Annotated in this window: 24 protein-coding genes; 6 read left to right on the top strand and 18 right to left on the bottom strand. The window is 70.1% G+C overall.

Features of this window, described 5'->3' with window-relative positions:
• Positions 1–2 precede the first annotated feature (2 nt).
• Positions 3–818, top strand: a complete 816-nt coding sequence (locus tag BM396_RS12770) for a YdcF family protein (RefSeq protein WP_043356991.1) — start codon at positions 3–5, stop codon at positions 816–818.
• Here the strand turns inward: BM396_RS12770 and BM396_RS12765 are convergent.
• The 8 genes from BM396_RS12765 to BM396_RS12725 all read right to left on the bottom strand — a co-directional run bounded on the left by BM396_RS12765 (position 767) and on the right by BM396_RS12725 (position 7,374).
• On the bottom strand, positions 767–1,063 hold the full coding sequence (locus BM396_RS12765; RefSeq protein ID WP_043356993.1) for a DUF3253 domain-containing protein: 297 nt from the start codon (positions 1,061–1,063) through the stop codon (positions 767–769). The two genes, BM396_RS12770 and BM396_RS12765, sit on opposite strands and share 52 nt — an antisense overlap.
• Positions 1,060–1,833, bottom strand: coding sequence for a DUF599 domain-containing protein (locus BM396_RS12760; protein ID WP_043380763.1), 774 nt, complete (start codon positions 1,831–1,833; stop codon positions 1,060–1,062). The genes BM396_RS12765 and BM396_RS12760 overlap by 4 nt, the downstream gene beginning before the upstream one ends.
• Before the next feature lie 79 nt (positions 1,834–1,912).
• The gene (locus BM396_RS12755; protein WP_043356998.1) at positions 1,913–2,197 is read right to left on the bottom strand and encodes an acylphosphatase; all 285 of its coding nucleotides are present in this window, start codon (positions 2,195–2,197) and stop codon (positions 1,913–1,915) included.
• 56 nt (positions 2,198–2,253) lie between these two features.
• The gene (locus BM396_RS12750) at positions 2,254–3,102 is read right to left on the bottom strand and encodes a formate/nitrite transporter family protein (protein WP_043357000.1); all 849 of its coding nucleotides are present in this window, start codon (positions 3,100–3,102) and stop codon (positions 2,254–2,256) included.
• 146 nt (positions 3,103–3,248) lie between these two features.
• Complete coding sequence (locus BM396_RS12745; protein ID WP_043357002.1) at positions 3,249–3,680, bottom strand: gamma-glutamylcyclotransferase family protein; 432 nt, start codon at positions 3,678–3,680, stop codon at positions 3,249–3,251.
• Positions 3,681–4,088: 408 nt separating this feature from the next.
• Positions 4,089–6,092, bottom strand: coding sequence for an acetyl-CoA carboxylase biotin carboxylase subunit (locus tag BM396_RS12735; protein ID WP_043380765.1), 2,004 nt, complete (start codon positions 6,090–6,092; stop codon positions 4,089–4,091).
• Between the two features lie 100 nt (positions 6,093–6,192).
• A complete protein-coding gene (locus BM396_RS12730; protein ID WP_043355628.1) occupies positions 6,193–6,633 on the bottom strand; it encodes a hypothetical protein in 441 nt (146 codons plus the stop codon).
• 162 nt (positions 6,634–6,795) lie between these two features.
• The gene (locus BM396_RS12725) at positions 6,796–7,374 is read right to left on the bottom strand and encodes a L,D-transpeptidase (protein WP_043380766.1); all 579 of its coding nucleotides are present in this window, start codon (positions 7,372–7,374) and stop codon (positions 6,796–6,798) included.
• 192 nt (positions 7,375–7,566) lie between these two features.
• On the opposite strand from BM396_RS12725, the gene BM396_RS12720 reads away from it, so the two are divergent.
• Both BM396_RS12720 and BM396_RS12715 read left to right on the top strand, forming a co-directional pair.
• On the top strand, positions 7,567–8,496 hold the full coding sequence (locus BM396_RS12720; protein ID WP_043380769.1) for a histone deacetylase family protein: 930 nt from the start codon (positions 7,567–7,569) through the stop codon (positions 8,494–8,496).
• A 151-nt stretch (positions 8,497–8,647) separates the two neighbouring features.
• Complete coding sequence (locus tag BM396_RS12715) at positions 8,648–9,265, top strand: LysE family translocator (RefSeq protein ID WP_043380771.1); 618 nt, start codon at positions 8,648–8,650, stop codon at positions 9,263–9,265.
• Between the two features lie 6 nt (positions 9,266–9,271).
• Here the strand turns inward: BM396_RS12715 and ribB are convergent, their stop codons facing one another.
• The 4 genes from ribB to BM396_RS12695 form a co-directional block, all read right to left on the bottom strand.
• The gene (gene ribB / locus BM396_RS12710; RefSeq protein WP_043380842.1) at positions 9,272–10,348 is read right to left on the bottom strand and encodes a 3,4-dihydroxy-2-butanone-4-phosphate synthase; all 1,077 of its coding nucleotides are present in this window, start codon (positions 10,346–10,348) and stop codon (positions 9,272–9,274) included.
• A gap of 32 nt (positions 10,349–10,380) precedes the next feature.
• Complete coding sequence (gene aroC, locus BM396_RS12705; protein WP_043380774.1) at positions 10,381–11,481, bottom strand: chorismate synthase; 1,101 nt, start codon at positions 11,479–11,481, stop codon at positions 10,381–10,383.
• A gap of 212 nt (positions 11,482–11,693) precedes the next feature.
• Complete coding sequence (locus BM396_RS12700; RefSeq protein ID WP_043355635.1) at positions 11,694–12,311, bottom strand: DUF3578 domain-containing protein; 618 nt, start codon at positions 12,309–12,311, stop codon at positions 11,694–11,696.
• Positions 12,308–13,441 carry an anhydro-N-acetylmuramic acid kinase gene (locus tag BM396_RS12695; RefSeq protein ID WP_081948589.1) on the bottom strand — a complete coding sequence of 378 codons (1,134 nt, stop codon included), beginning with the start codon at positions 13,439–13,441 and terminating at the stop codon, positions 12,308–12,310. Before BM396_RS12695 ends, BM396_RS12700 begins: the two co-directional genes overlap by 4 nt.
• A gap of 123 nt (positions 13,442–13,564) precedes the next feature.
• Here BM396_RS12695 and tyrS point away from each other — a divergent pair, with 123 nt between their 5' ends.
• Complete coding sequence (gene tyrS, locus BM396_RS12690) at positions 13,565–14,836, top strand: tyrosine--tRNA ligase (RefSeq protein ID WP_043380776.1); 1,272 nt, start codon at positions 13,565–13,567, stop codon at positions 14,834–14,836.
• Positions 14,837–14,876: 40 nt separating this feature from the next.
• Positions 14,877–15,560 carry a response regulator gene (locus BM396_RS12685; protein ID WP_043355638.1) on the top strand — a complete coding sequence of 228 codons (684 nt, stop codon included), beginning with the start codon at positions 14,877–14,879 and terminating at the stop codon, positions 15,558–15,560.
• 15 nt (positions 15,561–15,575) lie between these two features.
• Here the strand turns inward: BM396_RS12685 and tatC are convergent, their stop codons facing one another.
• From tatC to argS, 6 genes are all read right to left on the bottom strand, one after another.
• On the bottom strand, positions 15,576–16,376 hold the full coding sequence (tatC, locus tag BM396_RS12680; RefSeq protein ID WP_043355639.1) for a twin-arginine translocase subunit TatC: 801 nt from the start codon (positions 16,374–16,376) through the stop codon (positions 15,576–15,578).
• On the bottom strand, positions 16,373–16,936 hold the full coding sequence (tatB, locus tag BM396_RS12675; RefSeq protein ID WP_043355641.1) for a Sec-independent protein translocase protein TatB: 564 nt from the start codon (positions 16,934–16,936) through the stop codon (positions 16,373–16,375). Before tatB ends, tatC begins: the two co-directional genes overlap by 4 nt.
• A gap of 103 nt (positions 16,937–17,039) precedes the next feature.
• A complete protein-coding gene (locus BM396_RS12670) occupies positions 17,040–17,312 on the bottom strand; it encodes a twin-arginine translocase TatA/TatE family subunit (RefSeq protein WP_043355642.1) in 273 nt (90 codons plus the stop codon).
• Positions 17,313–17,468: 156 nt separating this feature from the next.
• Positions 17,469–18,473 (bottom strand): beta-N-acetylhexosaminidase, encoded by a 1,005-nt coding sequence (nagZ, locus tag BM396_RS12665; protein ID WP_043380778.1) that lies wholly within the window; start codon positions 18,471–18,473, stop codon positions 17,469–17,471.
• A gap of 298 nt (positions 18,474–18,771) precedes the next feature.
• Positions 18,772–20,142: an SPOR domain-containing protein gene (locus tag BM396_RS12660; RefSeq protein ID WP_043380780.1), complete on the bottom strand. Its 1,371-nt coding sequence runs from the start codon at positions 20,140–20,142 to the stop codon at positions 18,772–18,774.
• A gap of 48 nt (positions 20,143–20,190) precedes the next feature.
• Positions 20,191–21,942, bottom strand: a complete 1,752-nt coding sequence (gene argS / locus BM396_RS12655; protein WP_043380783.1) for an arginine--tRNA ligase — start codon at positions 21,940–21,942, stop codon at positions 20,191–20,193.
• A gap of 279 nt (positions 21,943–22,221) precedes the next feature.
• Here argS and BM396_RS12650 point away from each other — a divergent pair, with 279 nt between their 5' ends.
• Positions 22,222–22,662 (top strand): hypothetical protein, encoded by a 441-nt coding sequence (locus BM396_RS12650; protein WP_043380785.1) that lies wholly within the window; start codon positions 22,222–22,224, stop codon positions 22,660–22,662.
• Positions 22,663–22,676 lie beyond the last annotated feature (14 nt).

Genomic DNA, 22,676 nt, shown 5'->3' with positions numbered 1-22,676 from the left:
CCGTGTTTTTCCCTGCTTCGAAGCTGATCTTCTTCCTGATCACGCCCTCCAATTTCTGCATCTTCGCCATCCTGGTCGGCCTCGGCCTGACGGCGATGACGCGGTGGCGCAGAACCGGGTTCGGATGCGCGCTCTTCGGCGCGCTGCTGCTCGCCGCAGGCGGCCTGTCGCCGGTGTCGGAAATGGTCCTGCTGCCCCTCGAGCAGCGGTTCCCGCCCTATCCGGCCGACGGTCCGGCACCGGCGGGGATCATCGTGCTGGGGGGCGGGATCGAGGCCGGCCTCTCGGAAGCGCGGGATCAGATCGTCGTCAACGATGCCGGCGAGCGACCGATCTACCTCGCCGACCTCGCCCGCCGCTTTCCCGGGGCGCGGCTGGTCTTCTCCGGCGGCAGCGGCTTCATCGCCGGCGGCATCGCGGAGGCCGACATCGTCAGTCGGCAGGCGGATGTGATCGGCGTGCCGCGGACGCGCCTCATCCTGGAGAACCGCTCACGCAACACGCAGGAGAACGCCGCCTTCTCGGCCGCTCTGGTGCAGCCGAAGCCCGGCGAGCGCTGGCTGCTCGTCACCTCGGCCTGGCACATGCCGCGGGCGATCGGCTGCTTCCGCCAAGCGGGCTTCACGGTGGACGCCTTCCCGGTGGATTACCGGACCCGCGGCTGGGGTGACGTGACCCGTGTCCACGGCTTCGCCTCGGACGGGCTCCTCCAGTTCGACCTCGCGATCAAGGAGTGGATCGGCCTCGCCGTCTACCGCTGGTCCGGCTACACGCCCGACTGGCTTCCCGCGCCCGAGCCCGGCAACGACAGCCGGTAGACGCCCCGGAAATCGTCCGGATCGACGGCCTTTCCCTTTCGCAGGATCGCGATGCGCCCGGCATGGGCGAGCCGCACCGCGATCCGTCGCACGGGCTGCATCAGTGGCCCCCAGCCATCCGGATGCGGACCGCCGAGGGCGCGGGCGACTTCCGAGGGGCAGACGGTCTTGTCGGCGCCGCGCTCGGTCACGAGGCGCAGCATCGTCGTCTCGATGGCGTCGTCGTCGGGTCGTGCGTCGGTCATGTGCGTGCCTCCTCGGCGGGCGACAGGAGCGGAGCGTCGAGCGGCCCCTCGTGCGGTCCCTCCCCGGCTTCCAGAAGCGCCTTGCGGATCTCCGAGGCGAATTGGCGGCGCCACATGATGATCACCACGGCGGTCGTCGAGACGAACAGGATGTAGGGGCTGATGAACCAGCCCAGATAGGCGAGCGCGAAGAAGAACGCCCGCTGTCCGCGGGCGAAGTGACGCCCGGCGCTGACGTTCATGGCCGCGAGCCGCCGCACGGCCCGCAGCATCTCGGTGTCGCTCGCGCCGGATCCCTTCGGCGGCACGGCGCCGAGCAGGATGGCCGTGTAGTTGAACAGCCTGTAGGCCCAGGCGAACTTGAAGAAGGCGTAGACGAAGATCAGTGCGAGGCCGGCGACCTTCAACTCCCAGGTCAGGCGGTTGGCCACCGTCCCGAAGGGCAGCGTCGCGAACAGGTTCAGGACATCGTCCCCGGACCGCGACAGGGTGAGGACGGAGCCCAAGGCGATCAGTGACGTCGAGGCGAAGAAGGCCGTGCCGTTCTGCAGGGAGGCGTTGATCTGCGTATCGACCACCCGGTTGTCGCGGCCGATGACCTGGCGCGCCCAGTTGGCCCGGTGGCCGTTCATGATCTGGCTGAGGGAGACCATCCGTCCGCGCAGCCGGCCCACGGAGAGGCCGTAGGCGACCCAGGCGACGATGAAGTAGAGGAGCGCCCCGAGGTCGAGGTGCGAGAAGGCGGCGCTGCCGGCGGAGAAGTCGTTCATGGTCTCCGGATGGCGGATTCGCGAGGGGGCGATCCCGCATATCAGCCCGCGGGCGCGTACTGAACCCGCGCCGCCGAGGTCAGTCGCGCAGGATCCGGAAACCGCCGCCGGGCGGCACGTCGCCGCCGGCACGCACGGCCACGTCGGTCACGCGCGCACCGGCGGGACCCGACCGGCACAGGGCCTCCATCGCCGCCACGGCCTCCGGTGGGCCGCTGAACACCGCCTCGACCGTGCCGTCGTCGCGGTTGCGCACGGAACCCGAGAGGCCCCGGGCGCGGGCTTCCGCCTGCGTCCAGGCCCGGTAGGATACGCCCTGGACGCGACCCGTGACGATGACTGAAATCGTCCGGGTCTCGCTCATGCGGGTGCCGCTTCGTCTGACTGGGCCCGCGCCTGGCGACGCGGGCCGGGATGGCCTTACTCGGCCGCGATCGGGCGACGGACGCCGGCACCCAGGGCCGGGCTCCGCGTCGCACCGGTGCGGACATGGGTGGAGTAGAGCATCAGGCCTGTGAAGGCGATGCCGCCCACGATGTTTCCGATCAGCGTCGGGATCTCGTTCCAGAGCAGGTAGTCCATCACCGTCAGGTGGCCGCCCATGAGGATCGCCGACGGGAACAGGAACATGTTCACCACTGAGTGCTCGAAGGTCATGAAGAAGAACACCGTGATGGGCATCCACATCGCGATGACCTTGCCGGGCACCGAGGTCGAAAGCATGGCGCCGATGACGCCGGTGGAGACCATCCAGTTGCACAGCATGGCGCGGACGAAGAGGGTCAGCATCCCGGCGGCGCCGTACTTCTCGTAGCCGAGGGTGCGCGCCTCGCCGATGCCGGCGATGAGCTTGCCCACGGCGTTCGGCTCGGTGGCGAAGCCGAAGGTGAAGACGATCGACATCAACACCGCGGTGGTGAGCGCGCCCGCGAAGTTGCCGAAGAAGACCAGCACCCAGTTGCGGGCGACGCCGGCGACGGTGACGCCCGGCCGCTTGTCGATCAGGGCGAGCGGGGTCAGCACGCAGACGCCGGTGAACAGGTCGTAGCCGAGCAGGTACAGCATCGAGAAGCCGACCGGGAACAGCAGCGCCGCGACCAGAGGCTGACCGGTCGCCTGGTTGACGGTCACCGCAAAGGCGGCGGCGAGCGCCAGGATCGCGCCGGCCATGTAGGCCCGGATGAAGGTATCCTTGGTCGCCATGAAGACCTTTGCCTCACCGGCATCGACGGCCTTCTTCACGAAATCGGCGGGCGCCAAATACGACATGTACAACTCTCCCTCGCAGGCGCACGCCAATCATCGTTGGCCGACGGGCGCGCTGCGCAATCATGGATGGCTGGCCAGGCGTGGTGCTGCCGTTCGCCCTCCAGCTCGATCGTGGGCAAGCATGTCGCGTACCAAGTGCGCGGCGCTCAGGCGGGAAGGCCGCGGGCCCAACTGCTGAGTTCCCGGAGATAGGCCGACGGCAGCTGCGCCGCGCGCGCCGCCGCGACGACGGCGTCCAGATATCCGGGCCGCGGGCGGCCAGGCGCGGTCGAGCATCCGCGATAGATCAGAGCACGCTTGACGCCCTCCCCCGTGCGGACCGGGAGCGCCGCCTTCGTGTAGAGCCCCCCGGCGACGCCCTCGTAGCGGTCGAGCGCCGGGATGTCGTCGACAGCCAACTCCCACAGGACGCCCCAGACGGTGCGTCGGGGATCGGGCACGACGGAGGCGTAGCCCTCACGCATGATGATGAAGCGGTAATTCGGCAGGTGCCCGCCACCGATCAGCCGCGAAACCGGGCAGCGGAGCGCCATCGCGGCGGCATCCATGTTGGCGCCGTAGGCGAAATAGAGGGGCATGTGGCCGCGCTTGGTCGGCCGAGCGCCCGAATTACCGTCCGGGCTTGCGCTCGTCGCGCTGGACCGACCACTCGTTCGCCCGCATGGCCGCACAGGCGAGTGCCAGCGTGAAGGCGGGGATCACGAATGTCACGAAGATCTCCCCCGAGCCCATGGTCTGATGCGCCGCAGCACGCGCCTCCCGATCCAATGTAAGCCCATCGCCGCACAAGGCCAGATCGCCGCGAAGAAAGCGGTCGCCGGCCGCAGGACGGGCGCATTGGCGATCCCGAAGCTCATGGCGGTGATCGGCGTGACGCAGCCGATCACCGCGAAGCACCGGCGCTGTTGTTCAGCGCCGTCGCCAGGAGCTTGGTCTGCGCGTCGTGAACCGCCGTCGCGACGGCGGATGCGACGCGCCTGCCGCGATCAGGCGAATTCCAGGATCACCGCGTCGACGGCGAGGCTGTCGCCCTCCTTGGCGTGGATCTTCGCCACCGTGGCGTCGCGCTCGGCGCGGAGCATGTTCTCCATCTTCATCGCCTCGACGACCGCGATCGGCTCACCGTTCTTTACCTCCTGGCCCTCGGTGACCAGGATCTGCTTCACGAGTCCGGGCATCGGGCAGAGCACCTGCTTGCCCGAGCCCGCCTGCTCCTTCACCGGCATCAGGGCGGCGAGCTCCGCCTCGCGGCGGGTATAGACCCGGCCCTCGGCGGCCGCGCCCGCATGCTGCAGGAACACGCCGTTGAGCAGGCTGCGCACCTGGATCGCCACGCGCTCGGAGCCGATCGTGCCGATCCAGACCGGCTCGCCCGGGCGCCACGCGCTCGCCACCGTGAGCGCCGTGCCGTCGTCCCGGGTCACGAGGATATCCTCGCCCTCCGGCTCGACGGTCACGGGATAGGATTGGCCGGCCAGGATCACCACGCGCTCGCGCTCGAAGGCGAAGAGGCCCGGGGCGCGCATCTGCCCGGAGATGCCGCGCTTGCGCTGGTTGAGCTTGTGGTCAATCGCCGCCGCGGCGGCCATCATGCGGATGGCCACCGGCCCGGCCGGCTCCGGCGCCGTGAAGCCTTCGGGAAATTCCTCGGCGATGAAGCCTGTGGACAGCCGCCCCTCCTGCCAGCGCGGATGGGCCATCAGCGCCGAGAGGAACGGGATGTTGTGGCGGATGCCGTCGATGGCGAAGGCGTCGAGGGCCTCACCCTGCGCGGCGATCGCCTCGGCGCGCGTCGGCGCCCAGGTGACCAGCTTCGCGATCATCGGATCGTAGTGGATGGCGATCTCGCCGCCCTCCTCCACGCCGGTATCGTTGCGCACGATCGCCGTGCCCTGCCGGCCCTCCTCCGGCGGACGGTAGGTGGTCAGCCGGCCGATCGAGGGGAGGAAGTTGCGGGTCGGGTCCTCGGCATAGACGCGGCTCTCGACCGCCCAGCCGTTCAGCTTCACGTCGTCCTGGGTGATCGGCAGCTTCTCGCCGGCCGCGACCCGGATCATCAGCTCGACGAGGTCGAGGCCGGTGATCATCTCGGTGACCGGATGCTCGACCTGCAGACGGGTGTTCATCTCTAGGAAGTAGAAGGACTTGTCCTGCCCGGCGACGAACTCGACCGTTCCGGCCGAATCGTAGTTCACCGCCTTGGCCAGCGCGACCGCCTGCTCGCCCATCTTCCGGCGGGTCTTCTTGTCGAGGAGCGGCGACGGCGCCTCCTCGATCACCTTCTGGTTACGGCGCTGGATCGAGCACTCGCGCTCGCCGAGATAGACGACGTTGCCGTGCTTGTCGCCGATCAGCTGGATCTCGATGTGGCGCGGGTCGGTGATGAACTTCTCGATGAAGACGCGGTCGTCGCCGAAGGAGGAGGCCGCCTCCGACTTGGCGCGGGCGAAGCCCTCCGCCACCTCGTCGCCCGAATAGGCGATGCGCATGCCCTTGCCGCCGCCGCCCGCGGAGGCCTTGATCATCACCGGGTAGCCGATCTCGTCGGCGATCGTCTTGGCGTGCTCGGGTGATTCGATCACGCCGAGGAAGCCCGGAACGGTCGAGACCTCGGCGGCGGCCGCCGCCTTCTTCGACTCGATCTTGTCGCCCATGGCGGCGATGGCCCCCGGGTTGGGGCCGATGAACACGATGCCGGCGGCTTCGAGCGCCTTCGGGAAGGCCTCGCGCTCGGACAGGAAGCCGTAGCCGGGATGGACCGCCTGGGCGCCGGTCTTCTTGCAGGCCTCGACGATCTTCTCGATCACGAGATAGGATTCGGATGCGGCAGCGGGGCCGATATGGACCGCCTCGTCCGCCATGGCGACGTGCACGGCGTCGCGATCGGCATCCGAGTAGACCGCTACGGTCTTGATGCCCATCCTCCGGGCGGTCTTGATCACGCGACAGGCGATCTCGCCCCGGTTGGCAATCAGGATCTTTTCGAACATCGCTGGCGCACTGCTTTCGAGATCGCCGGATTGCGCACCGGCTTGACTGTCCCGATAGATCAGTTGCGCCGCGGACGGAAGCTGTGCGTTGCTCCGAGGCTCACGCCGCCAGGGCAAAGGTCATCCGCGGGGCCGAAACCGTGTCCCGGGCGCGGCGGTTGGCTTCGAGGGCGAAGGCCACCAGCGATTCTGCGCTGCTCTGCGCCTCACGGACGACTTCCATGGCGATCCGGGCGCCCACCGCGCTCGGGCCGTCGCGGCCGCTGAGCGAGGCGGCCAGCCAGGCGGCGACGTCGCGGTCGATGTAGCCCGTCGGGCGCGAGCCCCACACGGCGAAGTCGACGACCGAGGCCACCAGGAAGTCGGCGAAGGCGTCGGAGCCGATCACGGCCCGCTCGAGGGCGATCAGCAGGTCGGCGTCCTCGCGGTTCATGAGGCCTTCCGGAAGAACCTCGCGCTTCAGGACCAGCAGGTCCTCGTCGCTGATCGTGCCGGTCGAAACAGCATGGTTGCAGAACTGTTGAACGGAGATGGTGGTCATGATCGCCTGCTCCTCCGACCTTTGCTGCGGCCGGTGCTAGTCCCTGTGTGTCTTCAACTTACGGGACCGCTTCCCTTCCAGAGGTTAATGGCGAGATCTGAACGGAAGTTCAGGTAAACACCCCCCGAGCAAGCAGGCTTATTGGGACGTTGACCGGTTGCGTTACCGGACGATGACCGAGGCCCCGACGGGGACCCGGTTGTAGAGGTCGACCACGTCGATGTTGCGCATCCGGATGCAGCCGGAAGAGACCGCCTGCCCGATCTTCTCGGGCTCGTTGGTGCCGTGGATCCGGTAGAGCGTGTCCCGGCCGTGATCCGACAGGTACAGGGCGCGGGCGCCGAGGGGATTCATCGGGCCGCCCTGCATGGCGTGGACATGCGGCCAGCGCTTGATCATCTCGGCCGGGGGATTCCAGGCCGGCCATTCCGCCTTGCGGTCGATTCGGGCGGTGCCGGTCCAGCCATAGGCCTCGTCGCCCACCGACACGCCGTAACGGATCGCCTTGCCGCCCGGCAGCACGAGGTAGAGCTGCCGCTCCTTCGTCTCGACCACGATCGTGCCGGGCGATTCCCGGGTAGGATCGGCGACCTCATAGCGGGCGAAGTGCGGATCGAACTCGGCATCCGGGACCAGGGCCATGAATTCGGCATCGCGGGCCGAAAGGGCCGGATCGGGCACGCCCTTGAAGGTGCAGCCCGCCAGCAACAGCGCGCAGCCGATGACCGATGTGATGCGCATGGCCCTGCCCCGACGATCCTCGCGGCGGTGGACGGAGCCTCGATGGATTGATGATCCGGGTCCGTCCCACGGAAGAATCGCGCAACCATAAGGGGGCAACGGCACCCCGCCGTAGTCCGCGCGTTGGGCCCGTGGCACATTGCCGGCTCCTGTTGCAGGTGCGCGACAGGAGAGCATCCGGGAGCGACCCTCGTGACCACCCTCTACGTGAGCCATCCCGCCAGCTTCGATCACGAGGTCCCGGAGGGACATCCGGAACGGCCGGCCCGGATGCGCGCCGTGGAGCGGGCCCTGGAGGATGAGCGCTTCGCCGGCCTCGTGCGGGCCTCTGCACCCAAGGCTGAGATCGAGGCGGTGACCCTCGCCCATCCGCGCGCCTACGTGGACGCGCTGGTGGCGGCGGTGCCCGAGCACGGCATGGTCGGCATCGATTCCGACACGATCCTGTCGGCGGGGAGCCTGGAGGCGACGCTGCGGGCGGTGGGCGGCGGAATGCACGCCGTCGATGCCGTCGTCGGCGGCGGGTGCCGCAACGCCTTCGTGGCCATGCGCCCGCCGGGCCACCATGCCGAGCGGACCCGGTCGATGGGCTTCTGCCTGTTCAACCATGCCGCCATCGCGGCCCGCCACGCCCGCCAGAAGCACGGGGCCGAGCGGGTGGCCCTGGTGGATTGGGACGTCCATCACGGCAACGGCAGCCAGGACATCTTCTGGGACGACGCCGCGGTGCTCTACTGCTCCACCCACCAGATGCCGCTCTACCCGGGGACCGGGGCATCGTCCGAGCGCGGCGAGAAGGACACGATCGTCAACGTGCCGCTGCGGCCCAACGACGACGGCGAGGTGTTTCGCGAAGCCTTCGAAACCGGCATCCTCCCGCGCCTGGAAAGCTTCCGGCCGGACGTGATCGTGATCTCCGCCGGCTTCGACGCCCATCGGCTCGATCCGTTGGCCAATCTGCGCCTCGAAGCGGAGGATTTCGGCTGGGCGACCCGCCGGCTCATGGATGTCGCGGACCGCTGCGCCGGCGGGCGGATCGTCTCGATCCTGGAGGGCGGCTACAGTCTCGAGGGGCTCGGCAAATCGGTGGCCGCCCATGTCGACGCGTTGATGGGGCGCTGACGGCGGCGCTGCATCGCGATTGCGCCCGCTCCCGCGCGCGCCGTAATCTGCGCTTCGGGGAGACCGCCGCCATGCTGCCGCTGAGCCGGATGCCGTCGCTTGCGCGCCAGCGCGTCGACCGCTCCGGCGCAGCCCGTCCGGGTTTCGGCCGATGACGCTCACGGGCTTCCTGACCTATGCGCTGGCCCTGGGCGTTGCCGCCGCTGTGCCGGGACCCGGCGTCGTCGCGCTTGTCGCGCGGGCCCTCAGCTCGGGCTTCGGCGCCGCGATGGCCTTTTCGGCCGGTCTGATCCTGGGCGACCTGACCTATCTCGCCGCCGCGATCTTCGGCCTGTCACTGATTGCGGAGGCGTTCGGCGCGGTGTTCGCCGTCATCCGCTACGGCGCGGCGCTCTATCTCGCCTACCTGGCGTTCCGGCTCTGGCGCGCGGCCGGAACGGCCGTCCGGATCGCGGGCGAAGCCCGCGACCGGCCGCTGACCAGCTTCGTCGCCGGGCTGACCATCACCCTGGGCAATCCGAAGACGATCGTCTTCTACCTCGCGATCCTGCCCACGCTCGTCGATCTGCGGCGCGTGACGGCGGCCGATGTCGTCGCCCTCATCCTGCTCACGGCCGCGATCCTGCTGGCCGTGATGACGCCCTACGCGGCGCTGGCGGCCCGGGCGCGCGAGACTCTGCGACGGCCCGCCATCCGCGTGCGGCTGAACCGGGGTGCCGCGGCCATCATGGCCGGCGCGGCGGTCTGGACCGTCCTGCGCCGCGCCTGAAGAGCGTCAGCCCTCCAGGGGCTCGTCGCCCAAGAGCTCGATGCCGAAGCCCGAAAGACCGACATAGGAGCGCGACGAGGTCGCGAGGTTGCGGATCGAGACCACGCCGAGATCGCGCAAAATCTGGGCGCCGAGCCCGATCTCGCGCCATTGCCGTGCCCGCAGGGCCTCCGTGCCCTCGTCGGTGACGGTCTTCACCGGCACGCCCGCAGTCCCGTCTCGGAGATAGACCAGCACGCCCCGCCCGGCGGCCGCGAAGCGCTTCAGCACGGCGTCGATCTGCTTTCCCCCGCCGATCACGTCGGCGGCGACGTTGGAGCGGTGCAGGCGCACCAGCACGTCCCGGCCGTCGCCGATGTCGCCCATCACGAAGGCGAATTGCTGGATCGATTCGAAGGGCGTCGAGAACACGTAGGCGTTCACGTCGCCGTGGTTCGAGCGGACCGTGAAGTGGCCGACGCGCTCCACCAGCCGGTCGCGCGCCTGCCGGTAGGCGATGAGATCGGCCACCGAGACCTGCTTGAGGCCGTGCGTCTCGGCGAAGGCCTCGATCTGCGGCCCCTTCATCACGGTGCCGTCGTCGTTGGCGAGCTCGCAGATCACGCCCACGGGCGGCAGCTCGGCGAGGCGGCACAGGTCGACCGCGGCCTCGGTATGGCCCGAGCGCATGAGCACGCCGCCGTCCCGGGCGATGAGCGGGAAGACGTGGCCGGGCCGCACGAAGTCGCCCGCACCCATGTTGCCGTTGGCCAGCGCCCGCACCGTGTTGCAGCGCTGCTCGGCCGAGATCCCCGTGGTCAGGCCGTGCTTGACGTCGACCGTGACGGTGAAGGCCGTACCCAGCGGCGCGTCGTTCGACGCCACCATGGGAGCGAGGTGCAGCCGCCGCGCCTCGCTCTGCGTGATCGGCGCGCAGACGATGCCGCAGGTGTTGCGGATGATGAACGCCATCTTCTCCGGCGTGCAGAGCGAGGCGGCGACGACGAGGTCGCCCTCGTTCTCGCGATCGTCATCGTCGGTGACGACCACGATCTCGCCGCGGGCGAAGGCCGCGATGGCCTCTGTGACGGAGCAGTGGGGCACGGGCATTCTCGAATCGTTGGGACGGACCCGGATCAGGGCTGCGATCCGACCTGTCCGCGATGGCGCAGATAGTGATCCGCCAGCACGCAGGCCATCATGGCCTCCGCAACCGGCACGGCGCGGATGCCGACACAGGGGTCGTGCCGGCCCTTGGTGACGAGATCGACCTCGCTGCCGTCGCGGGCGACCGAGCGGCGGGGCGTCAGGATCGAGGAGGTTGGCTTCACGGCGAAGCGCACCACGACCGGCTCGCCGTTGGAGATGCCGCCGAGGATGCCGCCGGCATGGTTCGCGAGGAAACGCGGCCGATCGCCGTTGCCGGCGCGCATCTCGTCGGCATTGTCTTCGCCCCGCAGGGCCGCCGACGCGAACCCGTCGCCGATCTCGACGCCCTTCACGGCGTTGATCGACATCATCGCCGCGGCGAGATCGGCGTCGAGCTTGCCGTAGACCGGCGCGCCGAGGCCAGGCGGCACGCCCTCGGCCACGACCTCGATGACGGCGCCGACCGACGAGCCGTCCTTCCGGATCTCGTCGAGGTAGGTCTCGTAGAAGGCGGCCGTCTCGGCATCGGGACAGAAGAACGGGTTGTCGCCGACCGCGGCCCAGTCCCAACGGGACCGGTCGATGGCGTGCGGTCCCATCTGCACCAGGGCTGCCCGGATGGTCACGCCCGGGATGATCTTGCGCGCCACGGCGCCGGCCGCGACCCGGGCGGCGGTCTCGCGCGCCGAGGACCGGCCGCCGCCGCGATAGTCCCGAATGCCGTACTTCACGTCGTAGGTGTAGTCGGCATGGCCGGGGCGGTAGCTGTCGCGGATCTCCGAATAGTCCTTCGAGCGCTGGTCCGTGTTCTCGATCATCAGCGCGATCGGCGTGCCGGTGGTGAGCTGGCGGCCGCCGGTGCGGTCGTCCGCGAACACGCCGGACAGGATCTTCACCTGATCGGGCTCGCGGCGCTGCGTCGTGAACCGCGACTGACCGGGCTTCCGGCGATCCAGCTCGGCCTGGATCTCCTCGGCCTCCAGGGGCAGGCCCGGCGGGCAGCCGTCGACGACGCAGCCGAGCGCGATCCCGTGGCTCTCGCCGAAGGTCGTGACGCGGAACAGGTGGCCGAAGGTGTTGTGCGACATGGCGCCGTTGCCTTAGCGCGGGAGCGCCGGGGGCACAAACGCGGTGCCTGCAAGGGGCCGGGCGGAGGGCTGGGTAGAGGGCTTGGCGGATGCGTTCGCTCGCTCGGTATCCCCGTCCCTAGGGGCGCAGCGCAGCGATCCCGGGCAGCGGAACAGCGGCGTCCCCGGATTGCGTCGCTGCGTCAGGACGGCCCTCGCAGCGGCCTGCGATCTCATGCCGTCCCGCCCGAACGGGGCAGGTCGAGCCCGCCCCGCGCCTTCAGCGCCCGATATGCCGCGACCGCCACGGCGAGATCCCGGTGCAGCCGGCGCTCGTCGCCGAGATCGGGAAGGTCGTAGGTGAGGCCGAGGATGTGGGCGGCCTCGTAGCCCTCCGGCAATTCGCCCGCGCTGCCGAGGGCGATCGTCGCGTTCGGCAGCGCGTCGGCGAAGTCCGAGAGCCGCGCCTTGAGCGCAGCGCCGCTGGCACGGAGATGGGCGCCGGCCGCCGCCGGACCGTGGCTCCGGATCGCCGCCACCGTTCCCTGCGCCAGCGACAGGTGCACCGCCTCGCGATGGGCCGGGAACAGGTAGACGAGGTAGTAGCCCCGCGTGGCGCTGGTGGTGATGGCGGGGTCGAACACGGCGAGCCAGGGGATCGCGGCCCAATGGCTTCCGCGCCCGGGACTGCCCTTGACCAGGAACGGCCCGTCGATCGGCGCCAGTGCGGCGCGCAGCTCCTCCGGCGCGCCCTTGCGGATGACGGAGGCCAGCGGATGGCCGGCCGGCGGGTCGAGCCGGGCGAGCGGGTATTCCTCGATGATCCGCCGGAGCGCGTGGCCGAGACTCACGGCCGCGTCAGGACCCCACCGGTGATCGCCTCGCGCACCCCGGTGGTCGACGGCAAGGTGATCGGCAGGCCCTTGAGCGAACGCACCGCCAGATACGCGAAGGCCTGCGCCTCCAGGTAGGCCGAGGACCAGCCGATGGCGTCCGCGGTCGTGATCTCCGCGCGCAGATGATAGTTGAGGAGCCGTACCAGCTCGCCGTTGCGCGCGCCGCCGCCGGCCACGATCCAGCGGGTCGGGATCTCGGGGGCGTGGTCGAGGGCGCGGGCCACCGCGCGCGCCGTGAAGGCCGTCAGGGTGGCGGCGCCGTCCTCGGTGGAGAGCTGGCCGGCGAGCTTGTGGGAGAACCAGTTCCGGTCGAGCGACTTCGGCGGCTTGCGGAAGAAGAACGGGTGCGTCAGCAGCCAGGCCAGCAGCTGCTCGTCGGGACGGCCCCGGGCCGCGGTGCGACCGCCATCGTCGAGGTTCTTGCCCTCGCGCTCCTGCATCCATTCGTCGATCAGCGCATTGCCGGGACCGGTGTCGAAGGCGATGACGCCGCCCTTCGAGTCGATCAGCGTCGCGTTGGCGACGCCGCCGATGTTGAGGATGCCGAACGGCCCGTCGAAGCCCGAGGCCTCGGCGAGCGCCTTGTGGAAGACCGGCACCAGGGGCGCCCCCTGCCCGCCCGCCTCGATATCGGCCCGGCGCAGGTCCGAGACGACCGGGATGCCGAGCCGGGTCGCCAGCGCCTGCCCGTCGCCGATCTGGATCGAGATGCGCTGGTCCGGCCGGTGGATCACCGTCTGGCCGTGGAAGCCGATCACGTCGATCTCGGACGCTGACAGGCCGTGCTCCTCCAGGAAGCGCTCCACGGCCTCGGCATGGGCCAGGGTGACGAACGCTTCCGCCTCCGGCAGCCGCCCGGGCCGGTCGCCGGGATGGAGCACGGATTCGGCATCCTTGGTGGCCGCGCGCAGGAGCGCCTTCTCGTCGTCGGTATAGCCGCGGTAGCCGGTGGGACCCAGCGGCTCCAGGAAGTTGTTGTGGCCCTTGACCACGTGGACCCGCTCGCCGTCGGTCTCGATCAGCGCGATGTCGACGCCGTCCAGCGAGGTGCCGCTCATCAGTCCGATCGCGCGCATCATCGCCATGCCGCCCTGCCCCGTGCCTTTCGGCCAACGCCCTGCTAAGAGCGCGCCGTATCCTGAACCCAGCGCGAGCTAGCATGCGGGGCCTCGGCCTGTCGCGCCAGCGCGCGACCCGAGATGGCAGCCATGACCGCCGAGAGCTTCGCGCCGAAATCCAACTTCCTGCGGATCCTGACCGAGCGCGGCTATATCCACCAGACCTCGGACCTGGCCGGCATCGACGCCGCGGCCCTGGAAGGCCGGCTGACCACCTATGTCGGCTACGATTGCACGGCGCCCTCGCTGCATGTCGGGCACCTGCTGTCGATCATGATGCTGCACTGGCTGCAGGCCACGGGGGGGCGGCCGATCGCCCTGATGGGCGGCGGCACCACCCGGGTCGGCGACCCGTCGGGCCGCGACGAGACCCGCAAGATCCTCACCGTCGAGCAGATCGACGCCAACAAGGCCGAGATCCGCAAGACCTTCGACCGGTTCCTCCGATTCGGCGAAGGCGCCGGCGACGCCGTGATGGTCGACAACGCCGAGTGGCTGACCAAGCTCAACTACATCGAGATGCTGCGCGACATCGGCCGGCATTTCTCGGTGAACCGGATGCTGTCGATGGACAGCGTGCGCCTGCGCCTGGAGCGCGACCAGGAGCTGTCGTTCCTGGAGTTCAACTACATGATCCTCCAGTCCTACGACTTCGTCGAACTGAACCGTCGCTACGGCTGCGTCATGCAGATGGGCGGGTCGGATCAATGGGGCAACATCGTCAACGGCATCGATCTCGGCCGCCGCATGGGCACGCTACAGCTCTACGCCCTGACCTGCCCGCTGCTGACGACATCCTCGGGCGCCAAGATGGGCAAGACCGCGGCCGGGGCCGTCTGGCTCAACCCGGAGATGCTGAAGCCGTACGATTACTGGCAGTTCTGGCGGAACACCGAGGACGCGGACGTGGCCCGCTTCCTCAAGCTGTTCACCCTGCTGCCGATGGAGGAGATCGCGCGTCTCGCCGCGCTCGCCGGCTCCGAGATCAACGCGGCCAAGACGGTGCTGGCCACCGAGGCCACCGCGCTGATGCACGGCCGCGAGGTCGCGGAGGCCGCCGCGGAGACCGCGCGCAAGACCTTCGTGGAAGGAACGCTGGCCGCCGACCTGCCGAGCGTGACCGTGCCGTCGGCCACCCTGGAGGCCGGGCTCGGGGTCCTCACCGCCTTCGGCCCGGACGTCGCCAAGCTCGTGCCCTCCACCAGCGAGGCGCGCCGGCAGATCAAGGGCGGCGGCCTGCGGGTCAACGATGTACCGGTCACGGATGAGAAGGCGATGCTCGGGCAGGGCGACCTGACCCCGGACGGCGTGATCAAGCTGTCCTTCGGCAAGAAGCGGCACGTGCTGCTCCGGCCGGAATGAGCCGCCCGGCCGCCTGGATCCGCGACGGGAAACAGCCCGCGTGAGCCTTGCCCGGATCCTGGTGATCGACGACGAGCCGCCGATCCGCCGGCTGCTCCGCACCGGCCTCGGGACGCAGGATTACGCGGTCGCCGAGGCCGCCGACGGGGCCGCGGCGCTCGCCGCCCTGGAGGCCGGGGGCGTGGATCTCGCGATCCTCGATCTCGGCCTGCCGGACATGCCCGGCCATGCCCTCCTTGCGGCGATCCGTGAGCGCTGGCCCGACCTGCCGGTCGTGATCCTGTCGAGTCGCGACGACGAGCGCGGCAAGGTCGAGGCCCTCGATCTCGGGGCCGACGATTACGTCACCAAACCCTTCGGCATGAACGAGCTGCTGGCGCGCATCCGCACGGCCCTGCGCCATCGCCTGGCCATGCAGGGGGAGCGGCCGGTCTTCCGGGTCGACGACCTCTCGGTCGATCTCGTCCGCCGCGTCGTCCGGGTCGGCGAGCGCGCGGTGAAGCTGTCGCCCCGGGAATACGAGTTCCTGCGCGTGCTGGTGCAGCATGCCGGCAAGGTGCTGACCCACGCGCAGCTCATGCGCCACGCGCCGGCCTCGTCGGATCCGCAATACCTGCGCGTCTATATCCGCCAGCTGCGCCAGAAGCTGGAGCCCGATCCGGAGCGCCCGCGCTACCTGCTCACCGAGACCGGCGTGGGCTACCGCCTGCGTGCGCCGGACTGAGCCCGGCGCGCTGCCTCACGGCTCCAGGCCTTCCGCCGCGCGCCGCGCCGCCCGCAGCTTCTCGACCCGCGCCACCGAGAACACCGAGGCCTCGTAGAGCAGCAGCATCGGGATCGCGAGGGAGAGCTGGGAGATCACGTCCGGCGGCGTCAGGATCGCGGCGGCGACGAAGACCAGCACGATGGCATAGCGCCGCTTCTCCCGCAGGAAGGCCGCGTCGATGATCCCGATCTGACCGAGCAGCGTCAGGATCACCGGCAGCTGGAACGCGATCCCGAACGCGAAGATCAGCGTCATGATCAGCGACAGGTACTCGTCGACCTTCGGCAGCAGCTTGATCGTCGGCTCCCCGGCCACGCCCACCTGCTGGAGCGACACCGAGAATTTGATCAGCAGCGGCATCGCCAGGAAGAACACCACCAGCGCGCCGAGCACGAAGAAGATCGGCGTGGCCACGAGGTAGGGCAGGAACGCCTTCCGCTCGTTGCGGTAGAGGCCCGGGGCCACGAAGGCGTAGATCTGCGTGGCGATCACCGGGAAGGCCAGGAAGGCCGCCCCGAAGACGCTGAGCTTGATGTTGGTGAACACCTGCTCGAGGAAGTGCGTGGCGATCAGCTCGGCGTTCTGCGCACCCACGATCGAGACATAGGGGTAGACCAGAACGTTGTAGATATCGCGCGAGAAGAAGAAGCAGGCGAAGAACATCAGCACGAATGCGATCAGCGACTTGATCAGCCGCGCCCGCAATTCGATCAGGTGTTCGAGCAGGGGCGCCCGCGACGCCTCGATCTCGGCCTCGTCCGCATCGCTGATCATCGGGCGGCCGTGCCGTTCTGGGACTCTTCGGTGGCGTGATGCGGGGCGGGCGGAGGCCCGAACGGATCGTCCACCGACCCGGGCACGGGCAGGGGTGCCTCCGCCATCTGCGGTGCAGGATCATGGGACGATTCGGCGGGCGGCGTCCCCGAGACCGGGGCCGGTGCTGCGGCGTCCTGCTCGGCCTTGAGCTGCGCCGTGGCATCGGCGAGGGATCGGGTCTCGACCGGCGGCTTCTCCGGGCCGAGCTTCTCCGGGCCGACCTTGGCCCGGCCCTCGACGGCGCCCTTCAACTCGTCGCGAATGGTCTGCACGGGATTGAAGGTCGAACTCGCATTCCGGACCGTGTTGCGGATCCCGTCGACCTCGCGCCGGACATCGTCGAGCTCCGCCTCGCGGATCGCCTCGTTGAACTGCATCTGAAATTCGCCGGCCATGCGGCGCAGCTTCGAGGTGATCTGCCCGACGGTGCGCAGCGCCTTCGGCAGATCCTTCGGCCCGATGACGATGAGGGCGACGCCGCCGATCAGCATCACCTCGCCCCAGCTCATGTCCAGCATGTCGTCGACGGTCCTGCTGCCCTGAGATCCGGCGCGGTGGCCGGACCCCGTCAGGCTCTACACGAGCGCGTGCGCTCTGCCAGTCCTACAGTCGCGCCCGCCGTCAGACCGGCTTGCGCTCGCCGCCGGGAAGATGGCTCGCCGGGATCGCCGTGCCGGGGCTCGTCTCGGTGGCGTGCGGGATGGTGCGGACCGGTTCGGCCGGCGGCGGCGCGGCCTGGCTGACCGGAGGGGTTTCATCCTCGGCCATGCCCTTCTTGAAGGCTTTGATGCCCTTCGCGACGTCGCCCATCAGATCGGACACCTTGCCGCGTCCGAAGAGCAGCATCACGATGACCGCGACGATGACCCAGTGCCAGATACTCATGCTGCCCATGGCAACCTCCTGCGGGCGCCCCGAAGAAGCGGGAGCGCGACGCCACGTCCGGTTGAGGATTTCGGGGCGAACCTAGGGATCGCGCCGCCCGAACACAAGCAGAGGCGATGCCACGGCCGGTGGAAGGCCGCGGTGGAAGGCCGCAAGGGGCCCAGGTCAGGCGGCGGCGAGGGCCGCGGCGAAGCGCTCCCGGGCTTCCGGAACGTCGAGTCCGTCGCCTGCGGGGTCGAGCTGCGCCAGCGCGGAGGCGGCGCGGCGCGCGGCCTCTCCGGTGAGCGCGGGCGCCGCCTCGGCCACGGCGCGCATTTCGTCCATGGCGCCGTTGCAGTGGAGCCCGATATCGATCCCCGCCGCGAAGGCGCGCTCCGTCCGGTCGCGGAACGAGCCGGTCAGCGCGTGCATGGAGAGATCGTCGGTCATCAGAAGCCCGTCGAAGCCGATCGCGCCGCGGATGATGTCGCGGATGACGATGGCGGACTGGGTGGCCGGCCGGTCGGGGTCGATGGCGGTGAAGACCACGTGGGCGCTCATCGCCATCGGCAGGTGAGCGAGCGCCCGGAAGGTCCGGAAATCCTGCTCCGCCAGATCCGCGCGCGTCGCATCCACCACCGGAAGGCCGTGGTGGCTGTCACAGGTGGCGCGCCCATGCCCCGGGATGTGCTTCATCACCGGCAGGACGCCCCCGGCCATCAGGCCCTCGGCGACCGCGCGGCCGATCTCGGCCACCCTGTCCGGGCTCGTCCCGTAGGCCCGGTCGCCGATGATGTCGTGCGAGCCCGGCGCCGGCACGTCGAGGACGGGGGCGCAGTCCACGTTGATGCCGACCTCCGCGAGGTCGTGCGCCATCAGGCGCGCGCCGAGGCGGGCGACGGCCGCGGCGCTGCCGTTCAGGCGTCCGTAGCGGCCGCCGGCCGGGTAGGCCGGCCAGTGGGGCGGACCCATGCGCTGGACCCGGCCCCCCTCCTGATCGATCAGGATCGGCGCGCGATCGGATCCGACGCAGTCCCGCAGCGCGCCGGTGAGGGCGCGGACCTCGTCCGGGGTTCCGATGTTGCGCTTGAACAGGATGAAGCCCCAGGGCTTCACGTCCCGGAAGAAGGACCGCTCCTCCGCCGAGAGCGACGAGCCGGTGCAACCGAGGATCAGGGCGCGGGAGGTCATCAGGAACGGCTCGGAAACTGCTCGGTGGCGGCGCGAAGACGGCGGCGGGATCGCCGGGCGGTTCGGCTCGATGGCGACAGAGTCGGGCGGGAACGGGGAGCCGGCAAGACCAAACCGCGGCTCCGGGCGGAGGCCGGAGCGATGCCGCCGCCGGTGTGGCCTTCAAGACTCGGTCGGCAAGACTCGGTCGGCAAGACTCGGTCGGCAAGACTCGGTCGGCGAGCCTCGGTCGGCGGGGCGCCCGAGCGGATCACCGCGGGCGGGAGCGCTGCCCCGACCGCGGCTTTCCGTCAGAATCTTAGTTCTTGGCCACGAAGCACTGGCCGCCCTCGCCCTGCAGGGCGCTGCACAGGCTCGCGGCCTGAGCCTTCTCCAGGGGTCCGACGCGGACGCGATAGATCGTCTTGCCGTTCACCTCGGCCTGCCGGATCAGCTCGGGCTTGCCGGCGAGCTGTGTGTACTTGGCCTGCATCTGCCGGAACGCGGCCTTCGCCTCGGCGGCGGAGCTGCGCACCCCGAGCTGCACCGAGAAGCCGCTGACCGGGCCGGACTTCACGGCCTCGTCGTCGGTGGTGGTGCTGGCGGTGGTGTCGGGCGCGGCCGCTCCGGCCGGGGCGACGGCGGCGATCCGCTGGGCGGCCTTCGGCGGCGGCTTCACGGCCACCGGCTTGGGAGCCGGCGGCTCGACCGCGGCGTCCGGCTGCGCGTCGACGGGCGTGGCCGTGGTCGCCGGCATGGCGGCGGCCTGGCGCATCGGCTTCGACTTCGCGGGCGCTGCCGGCGGCGGCTCGTCGCCGGGCAGAACCATGGTGGGGATCGGGGCCGGCCCGGCGTCGACGGCCTGCTGCTCCCGCGGCGGCGGTGCGGGCGGCGCCTCGGGCTTGACCGCGACGGTGCGGACGCGGCGGGGCTCCCCGAACGCTTCGAACGGGCCGTTGCCCGGCGTCGTGCCGCCCTGAGCGCCGGTCGGCTGCGACGGGCCCTGGGCCGCGCGCGCGGCCTCGGCCACGTCGAGGGGCTGCTCCTCGCGGTTGACGATCTTGATCTGGCCGTCCTTCTTGCCCTTCGGATCGTAGATCTGCCGGTTCTGATCCGGGATCTCGACACCGTCGGCCACCTTCGGGGCGACCTTGAGCGGGGTGGAATCGGCCTGCACCACCGGCACGCCGCCATGGCCCGAATTGCTCATGCCCTTGTAGGTGAGCGCACCGGTGACCGCGAGCGCCACCACGGCGACGCCGGCGCCGACCGAGACGAGGCGCCGGCGCGGATTCGCGCGACGCAGGGCGTGGCTGTCCGCGTAGGCGTCGTCGCCGCTCGATACCGCGACGCCATCTGGCGCGTAGGCGCCGCCTTCGCGATGCGTGTCCTGCTCCACGGAGGCGAGGTACTGATCGAATGCGTCGGCCGGCGTCGCCTTGGCGGGCTCCGGCGCGAAGCTCGGCTCCACCCGGGCGTTCCAGCCGGCCTGCGGCTGGGTGTCGGGCGCGACGGCGCGCATCTCGTCGCGCGCGGCGAGCAGAGCCCGGAACGGATCGTCCTGGCCGACGATGCGGGCGAGTTCCGCCAGCGGATCCGCCTTGGCCGCCTGCGGCGCCTGACCCGTCTCCTGACGCAGATCGCGCGCGAAAGCGTCCAGATCGACCTGAGCGCGCGAAGCGTTCGTCATGGCAGCATCCTCACATCAACGCCGGTGACCGGCCCGATGCGCTCGGGCCTATCGCATCTCGTCCGGCGCGGTCACACCGAGAATCGCAAGGCCGGCCGCCAGCGTGCTCCGCAGAGCTTCGATGAGCGCCAGCCGGGCCCACGTCGACTTTCGGTCGGTTGCATTAACAAACCGTAATTGCGGCAAGTCTTTGCCCTTGTTCCAGAAACTATGTAGCGCCGAGGCCAGTTCATAGAGGTGGAATGCGATTCTGTGCGGTTCGTGCGCCAGGGCTGCGGATTCGAGAACCCGCGGGTACTGGGCGATGAGGCGCATCATCTCGATCTCGCCCGGATCGCTCAGCACCGCGAGGTCCGCCTCGCGTGCCAGCGCCGCGGCCGAGAGGTCGGCCTCGGGAAACGCCTCGCGCGCCTGCCGCTGCACCGAGCGGACGCGGGCATGGGCGTACTGAACGTAGAAGACCGGATTGTCCTTCGACTGCTCCACCACCTTGGCGAGATCGAAATCCAGGGTCGCGTCGTTCTTCCGGTAGAGCATCATGAACCGGATGGCGTCGCGGCCGACCTCGTCGATCACGTCCCGCAGGGTCACGAATTCCCCGGCCCGCTTCGACATCTTGACCGGCTCGCCTGCGCGCAACAGCCGCACGAGCTGGCAGAGCTTGACGTCGAGCGTCGCCGCGCCGTCGCTCACCGCCTTCACGGCAGCCTGCATGCGCTTCACGTAGCCGCCGTGATCCGCACCGAGAACGTCGATCAGCTCGGTCGCGCCCGCGAGATACTTCGCCCGGTGGTAGGCGATGTCGGAGGCGAAATACGTGTACGAGCCGTCCGACTTCAGCAGCGGCCGGTCGCTGTCGTCGCCGAATTCCTTGGTGCGGAACAGCGTCTGCTCGCGGTCCTCCCAATCCTCCGGCAGCTGGCCCTTGGGCGGCGGCAGGCGGCCCTCGTAGACGAGGCCCTTGGCGCGCAGCTCCGCGAGCAGCGTCTTCACGGCACCGCTCTCCTGGAGCGTGCGCTCGGAGAAGAACACGTCGTGGCGGATGCCGATCGCCTCCAGATCGGCCCGGATCATGGTCATCATCATGTCCAGCGCGGTCTCGCGCACCGTGGGAAGCCACGCGGCCTCGGGCTGGTCGAGGAGCGCGCGGCCATGGGTCTCCGCCAGCTTGGCGCCCACGGGCTTGAGGTAGGCGCCCGGATACAGGCCGTCCGCGATGGCGAAGGGCTCGCCCAGAGCCTCGCGGTAGCGCTGGAAGGCGGAGCGGGCCAGCACATCGACCTGAGCGCCGGCATCGTTGATGTAATATTCCCGCGTCACCTGCCTGCCGGCCGCGACGAGCAGATTGGAGAGGGCGTCACCGAACACCGCGCCGCGGCCATGGCCGACATGCATCGGCCCGGTGGGATTGGCCGACACGTATTCCACGTTGATCGGCCCGCCGGGCAGCTCCGCGCGGCCGAACGCATCCGGCGCGGAGAGCGCGTCGCGCACGACTGCGTGAAAGATCGCGGGATCGAGCCGCAGGTTGATGAAGCCCGGCCCGGCGACGCTCGCCTCCACGATCCGCGGATCGGCGCGGAGTTCCGCCGCCAGGGCTTCGCCCAGCGCCTTCGGGTTGGCCCGCGCCTCCTTGGCCAGGACCAGCGCCGCGTTCGTGGCGAGGTCGCCGTGCGCCGCGTCCCGGGGCGGCTCGACGACCACGCGGCCCAGGTCGAGGCCCTCGGGCAGATGGCCGGCGCGGGTCAGCGCCTCCACGGCCTCGCGCACGCGCGCCTCGAACAGGGCGAAGATGTTCATGGGTCTCGATCTCGCTTGCGCGGGGGTCTCGTCGCCCGGCCCGTCCGGCCTGTGCCCGCCCGGGCGGTCTAGCAAGGGGGCGGGAGGGTGTCACGGCGCCGAGCGGTTCGCCGGCCTGGAGGAGCCCACATTCCCGGCATCGGTCCGGTAACCAAGCGCGCGGCGCTCCCACGTTATCCCACGCGACGAATACGGATCGCGCAGTGTTCGGCTTGTTTTGGCCGGGACGACACTGTGTCATCGCCGACGATCGCGCGTGGGCCGATCGCGGAGTTACTGATGAAGACCTTGACGATTGCGGGTACGGCGCTCTGCGCCCTGATCCTGGCCGCGCCGGGTGCGGAGGCGGGCGGCTTCCACGGCGGCGGCTTCCACGGCGGCGTCCACGGTGGTTTCCGGGGCGGCTACGGCTACCGGGGCGGCTACGCGGCCCGCGGCTTCTACGGGCGCGGCTACGGCTACGGCTATCGCCGCGGCTACGGACGGGCCCTCGGCTACGGGCTGGCCGGCGCGGGGATCGGCCTCGGGCTCGGGCTCGCCGCCGGGAGCGTCTACGGCGGCTACGGCTATGGTGGTTACGGGTCTGGCGGCTACGGCTACGGTTACCCGGCCGCCTATGGCGGCTACGGCTATCCGGCGGCCTACGGCGGCTACGGCTACGGCTACGGCGGTGGCTACGGCGGGTGTTACGGCAGCTTCACCTGCGGCTGCGGCTGCTGATCCCAACCCATCCC

The sequence above is a fragment of the Methylobacterium sp. UNCCL125 genome (assembly GCF_900116795.1).
Classification (GTDB): Bacteria; Pseudomonadota; Alphaproteobacteria; order Rhizobiales; family Beijerinckiaceae; genus Methylobacterium; species Methylobacterium fujisawaense.
This window is presented reverse-complemented; position numbering and strand designations above follow the sequence as displayed.

Excerpts from the sequence above, each read along its gene's own strand:
- tatC (WP_043355639.1), bottom strand. The coding sequence starts at position 16,376 with ATGATCAGCGATGCGGACGAGGCCGAGATCGAGGCGTCGCGGGCGCCC.
- BM396_RS12695 (WP_081948589.1), bottom strand. The coding sequence starts at position 13,441 with ATGGCGATGATGCGCGCGATCGGACTGATGAGCGGCACCTCGCTGGAC.
- aroC (WP_043380774.1), bottom strand. The coding sequence starts at position 11,481 with ATGTCGCACAACACCTTCGGCCACCTGTTCCGCGTCACGACCTTCGGC.
- argS (WP_043380783.1), bottom strand. The coding sequence starts at position 21,942 with ATGAACATCTTCGCCCTGTTCGAGGCGCGCGTGCGCGAGGCCGTGGAG.
- BM396_RS12760 (WP_043380763.1), bottom strand. The coding sequence starts at position 1,833 with ATGAACGACTTCTCCGCCGGCAGCGCCGCCTTCTCGCACCTCGACCTC.
- tyrS (WP_043380776.1), top strand. The coding sequence starts at position 13,565 with ATGACCGCCGAGAGCTTCGCGCCGAAATCCAACTTCCTGCGGATCCTG.
- BM396_RS12765 (WP_043356993.1), bottom strand. The coding sequence starts at position 1,063 with ATGACCGACGCACGACCCGACGACGACGCCATCGAGACGACGATGCTG.
- BM396_RS12730 (WP_043355628.1), bottom strand. The coding sequence starts at position 6,633 with ATGACCACCATCTCCGTTCAACAGTTCTGCAACCATGCTGTTTCGACC.
- BM396_RS12660 (WP_043380780.1), bottom strand. The coding sequence starts at position 20,142 with ATGACGAACGCTTCGCGCGCTCAGGTCGATCTGGACGCTTTCGCGCGC.
- BM396_RS12725 (WP_043380766.1), bottom strand. The coding sequence starts at position 7,374 with ATGCGCATCACATCGGTCATCGGCTGCGCGCTGTTGCTGGCGGGCTGC.
- BM396_RS12650 (WP_043380785.1), top strand. The coding sequence starts at position 22,222 with ATGAAGACCTTGACGATTGCGGGTACGGCGCTCTGCGCCCTGATCCTG.
- BM396_RS12735 (WP_043380765.1), bottom strand. The coding sequence starts at position 6,092 with ATGTTCGAAAAGATCCTGATTGCCAACCGGGGCGAGATCGCCTGTCGC.
- BM396_RS12670 (WP_043355642.1), bottom strand. The coding sequence starts at position 17,312 with ATGGGCAGCATGAGTATCTGGCACTGGGTCATCGTCGCGGTCATCGTG.
- BM396_RS12715 (WP_043380771.1), top strand. The coding sequence starts at position 8,648 with ATGACGCTCACGGGCTTCCTGACCTATGCGCTGGCCCTGGGCGTTGCC.
- BM396_RS12750 (WP_043357000.1), bottom strand. The coding sequence starts at position 3,102 with ATGTCGTATTTGGCGCCCGCCGATTTCGTGAAGAAGGCCGTCGATGCC.
- BM396_RS12755 (WP_043356998.1), bottom strand. The coding sequence starts at position 2,197 with ATGAGCGAGACCCGGACGATTTCAGTCATCGTCACGGGTCGCGTCCAG.
- tatB (WP_043355641.1), bottom strand. The coding sequence starts at position 16,936 with ATGCTGGACATGAGCTGGGGCGAGGTGATGCTGATCGGCGGCGTCGCC.
- nagZ (WP_043380778.1), bottom strand. The coding sequence starts at position 18,473 with ATGACCTCCCGCGCCCTGATCCTCGGTTGCACCGGCTCGTCGCTCTCG.
- BM396_RS12745 (WP_043357002.1), bottom strand. The coding sequence starts at position 3,680 with ATGCCCCTCTATTTCGCCTACGGCGCCAACATGGATGCCGCCGCGATG.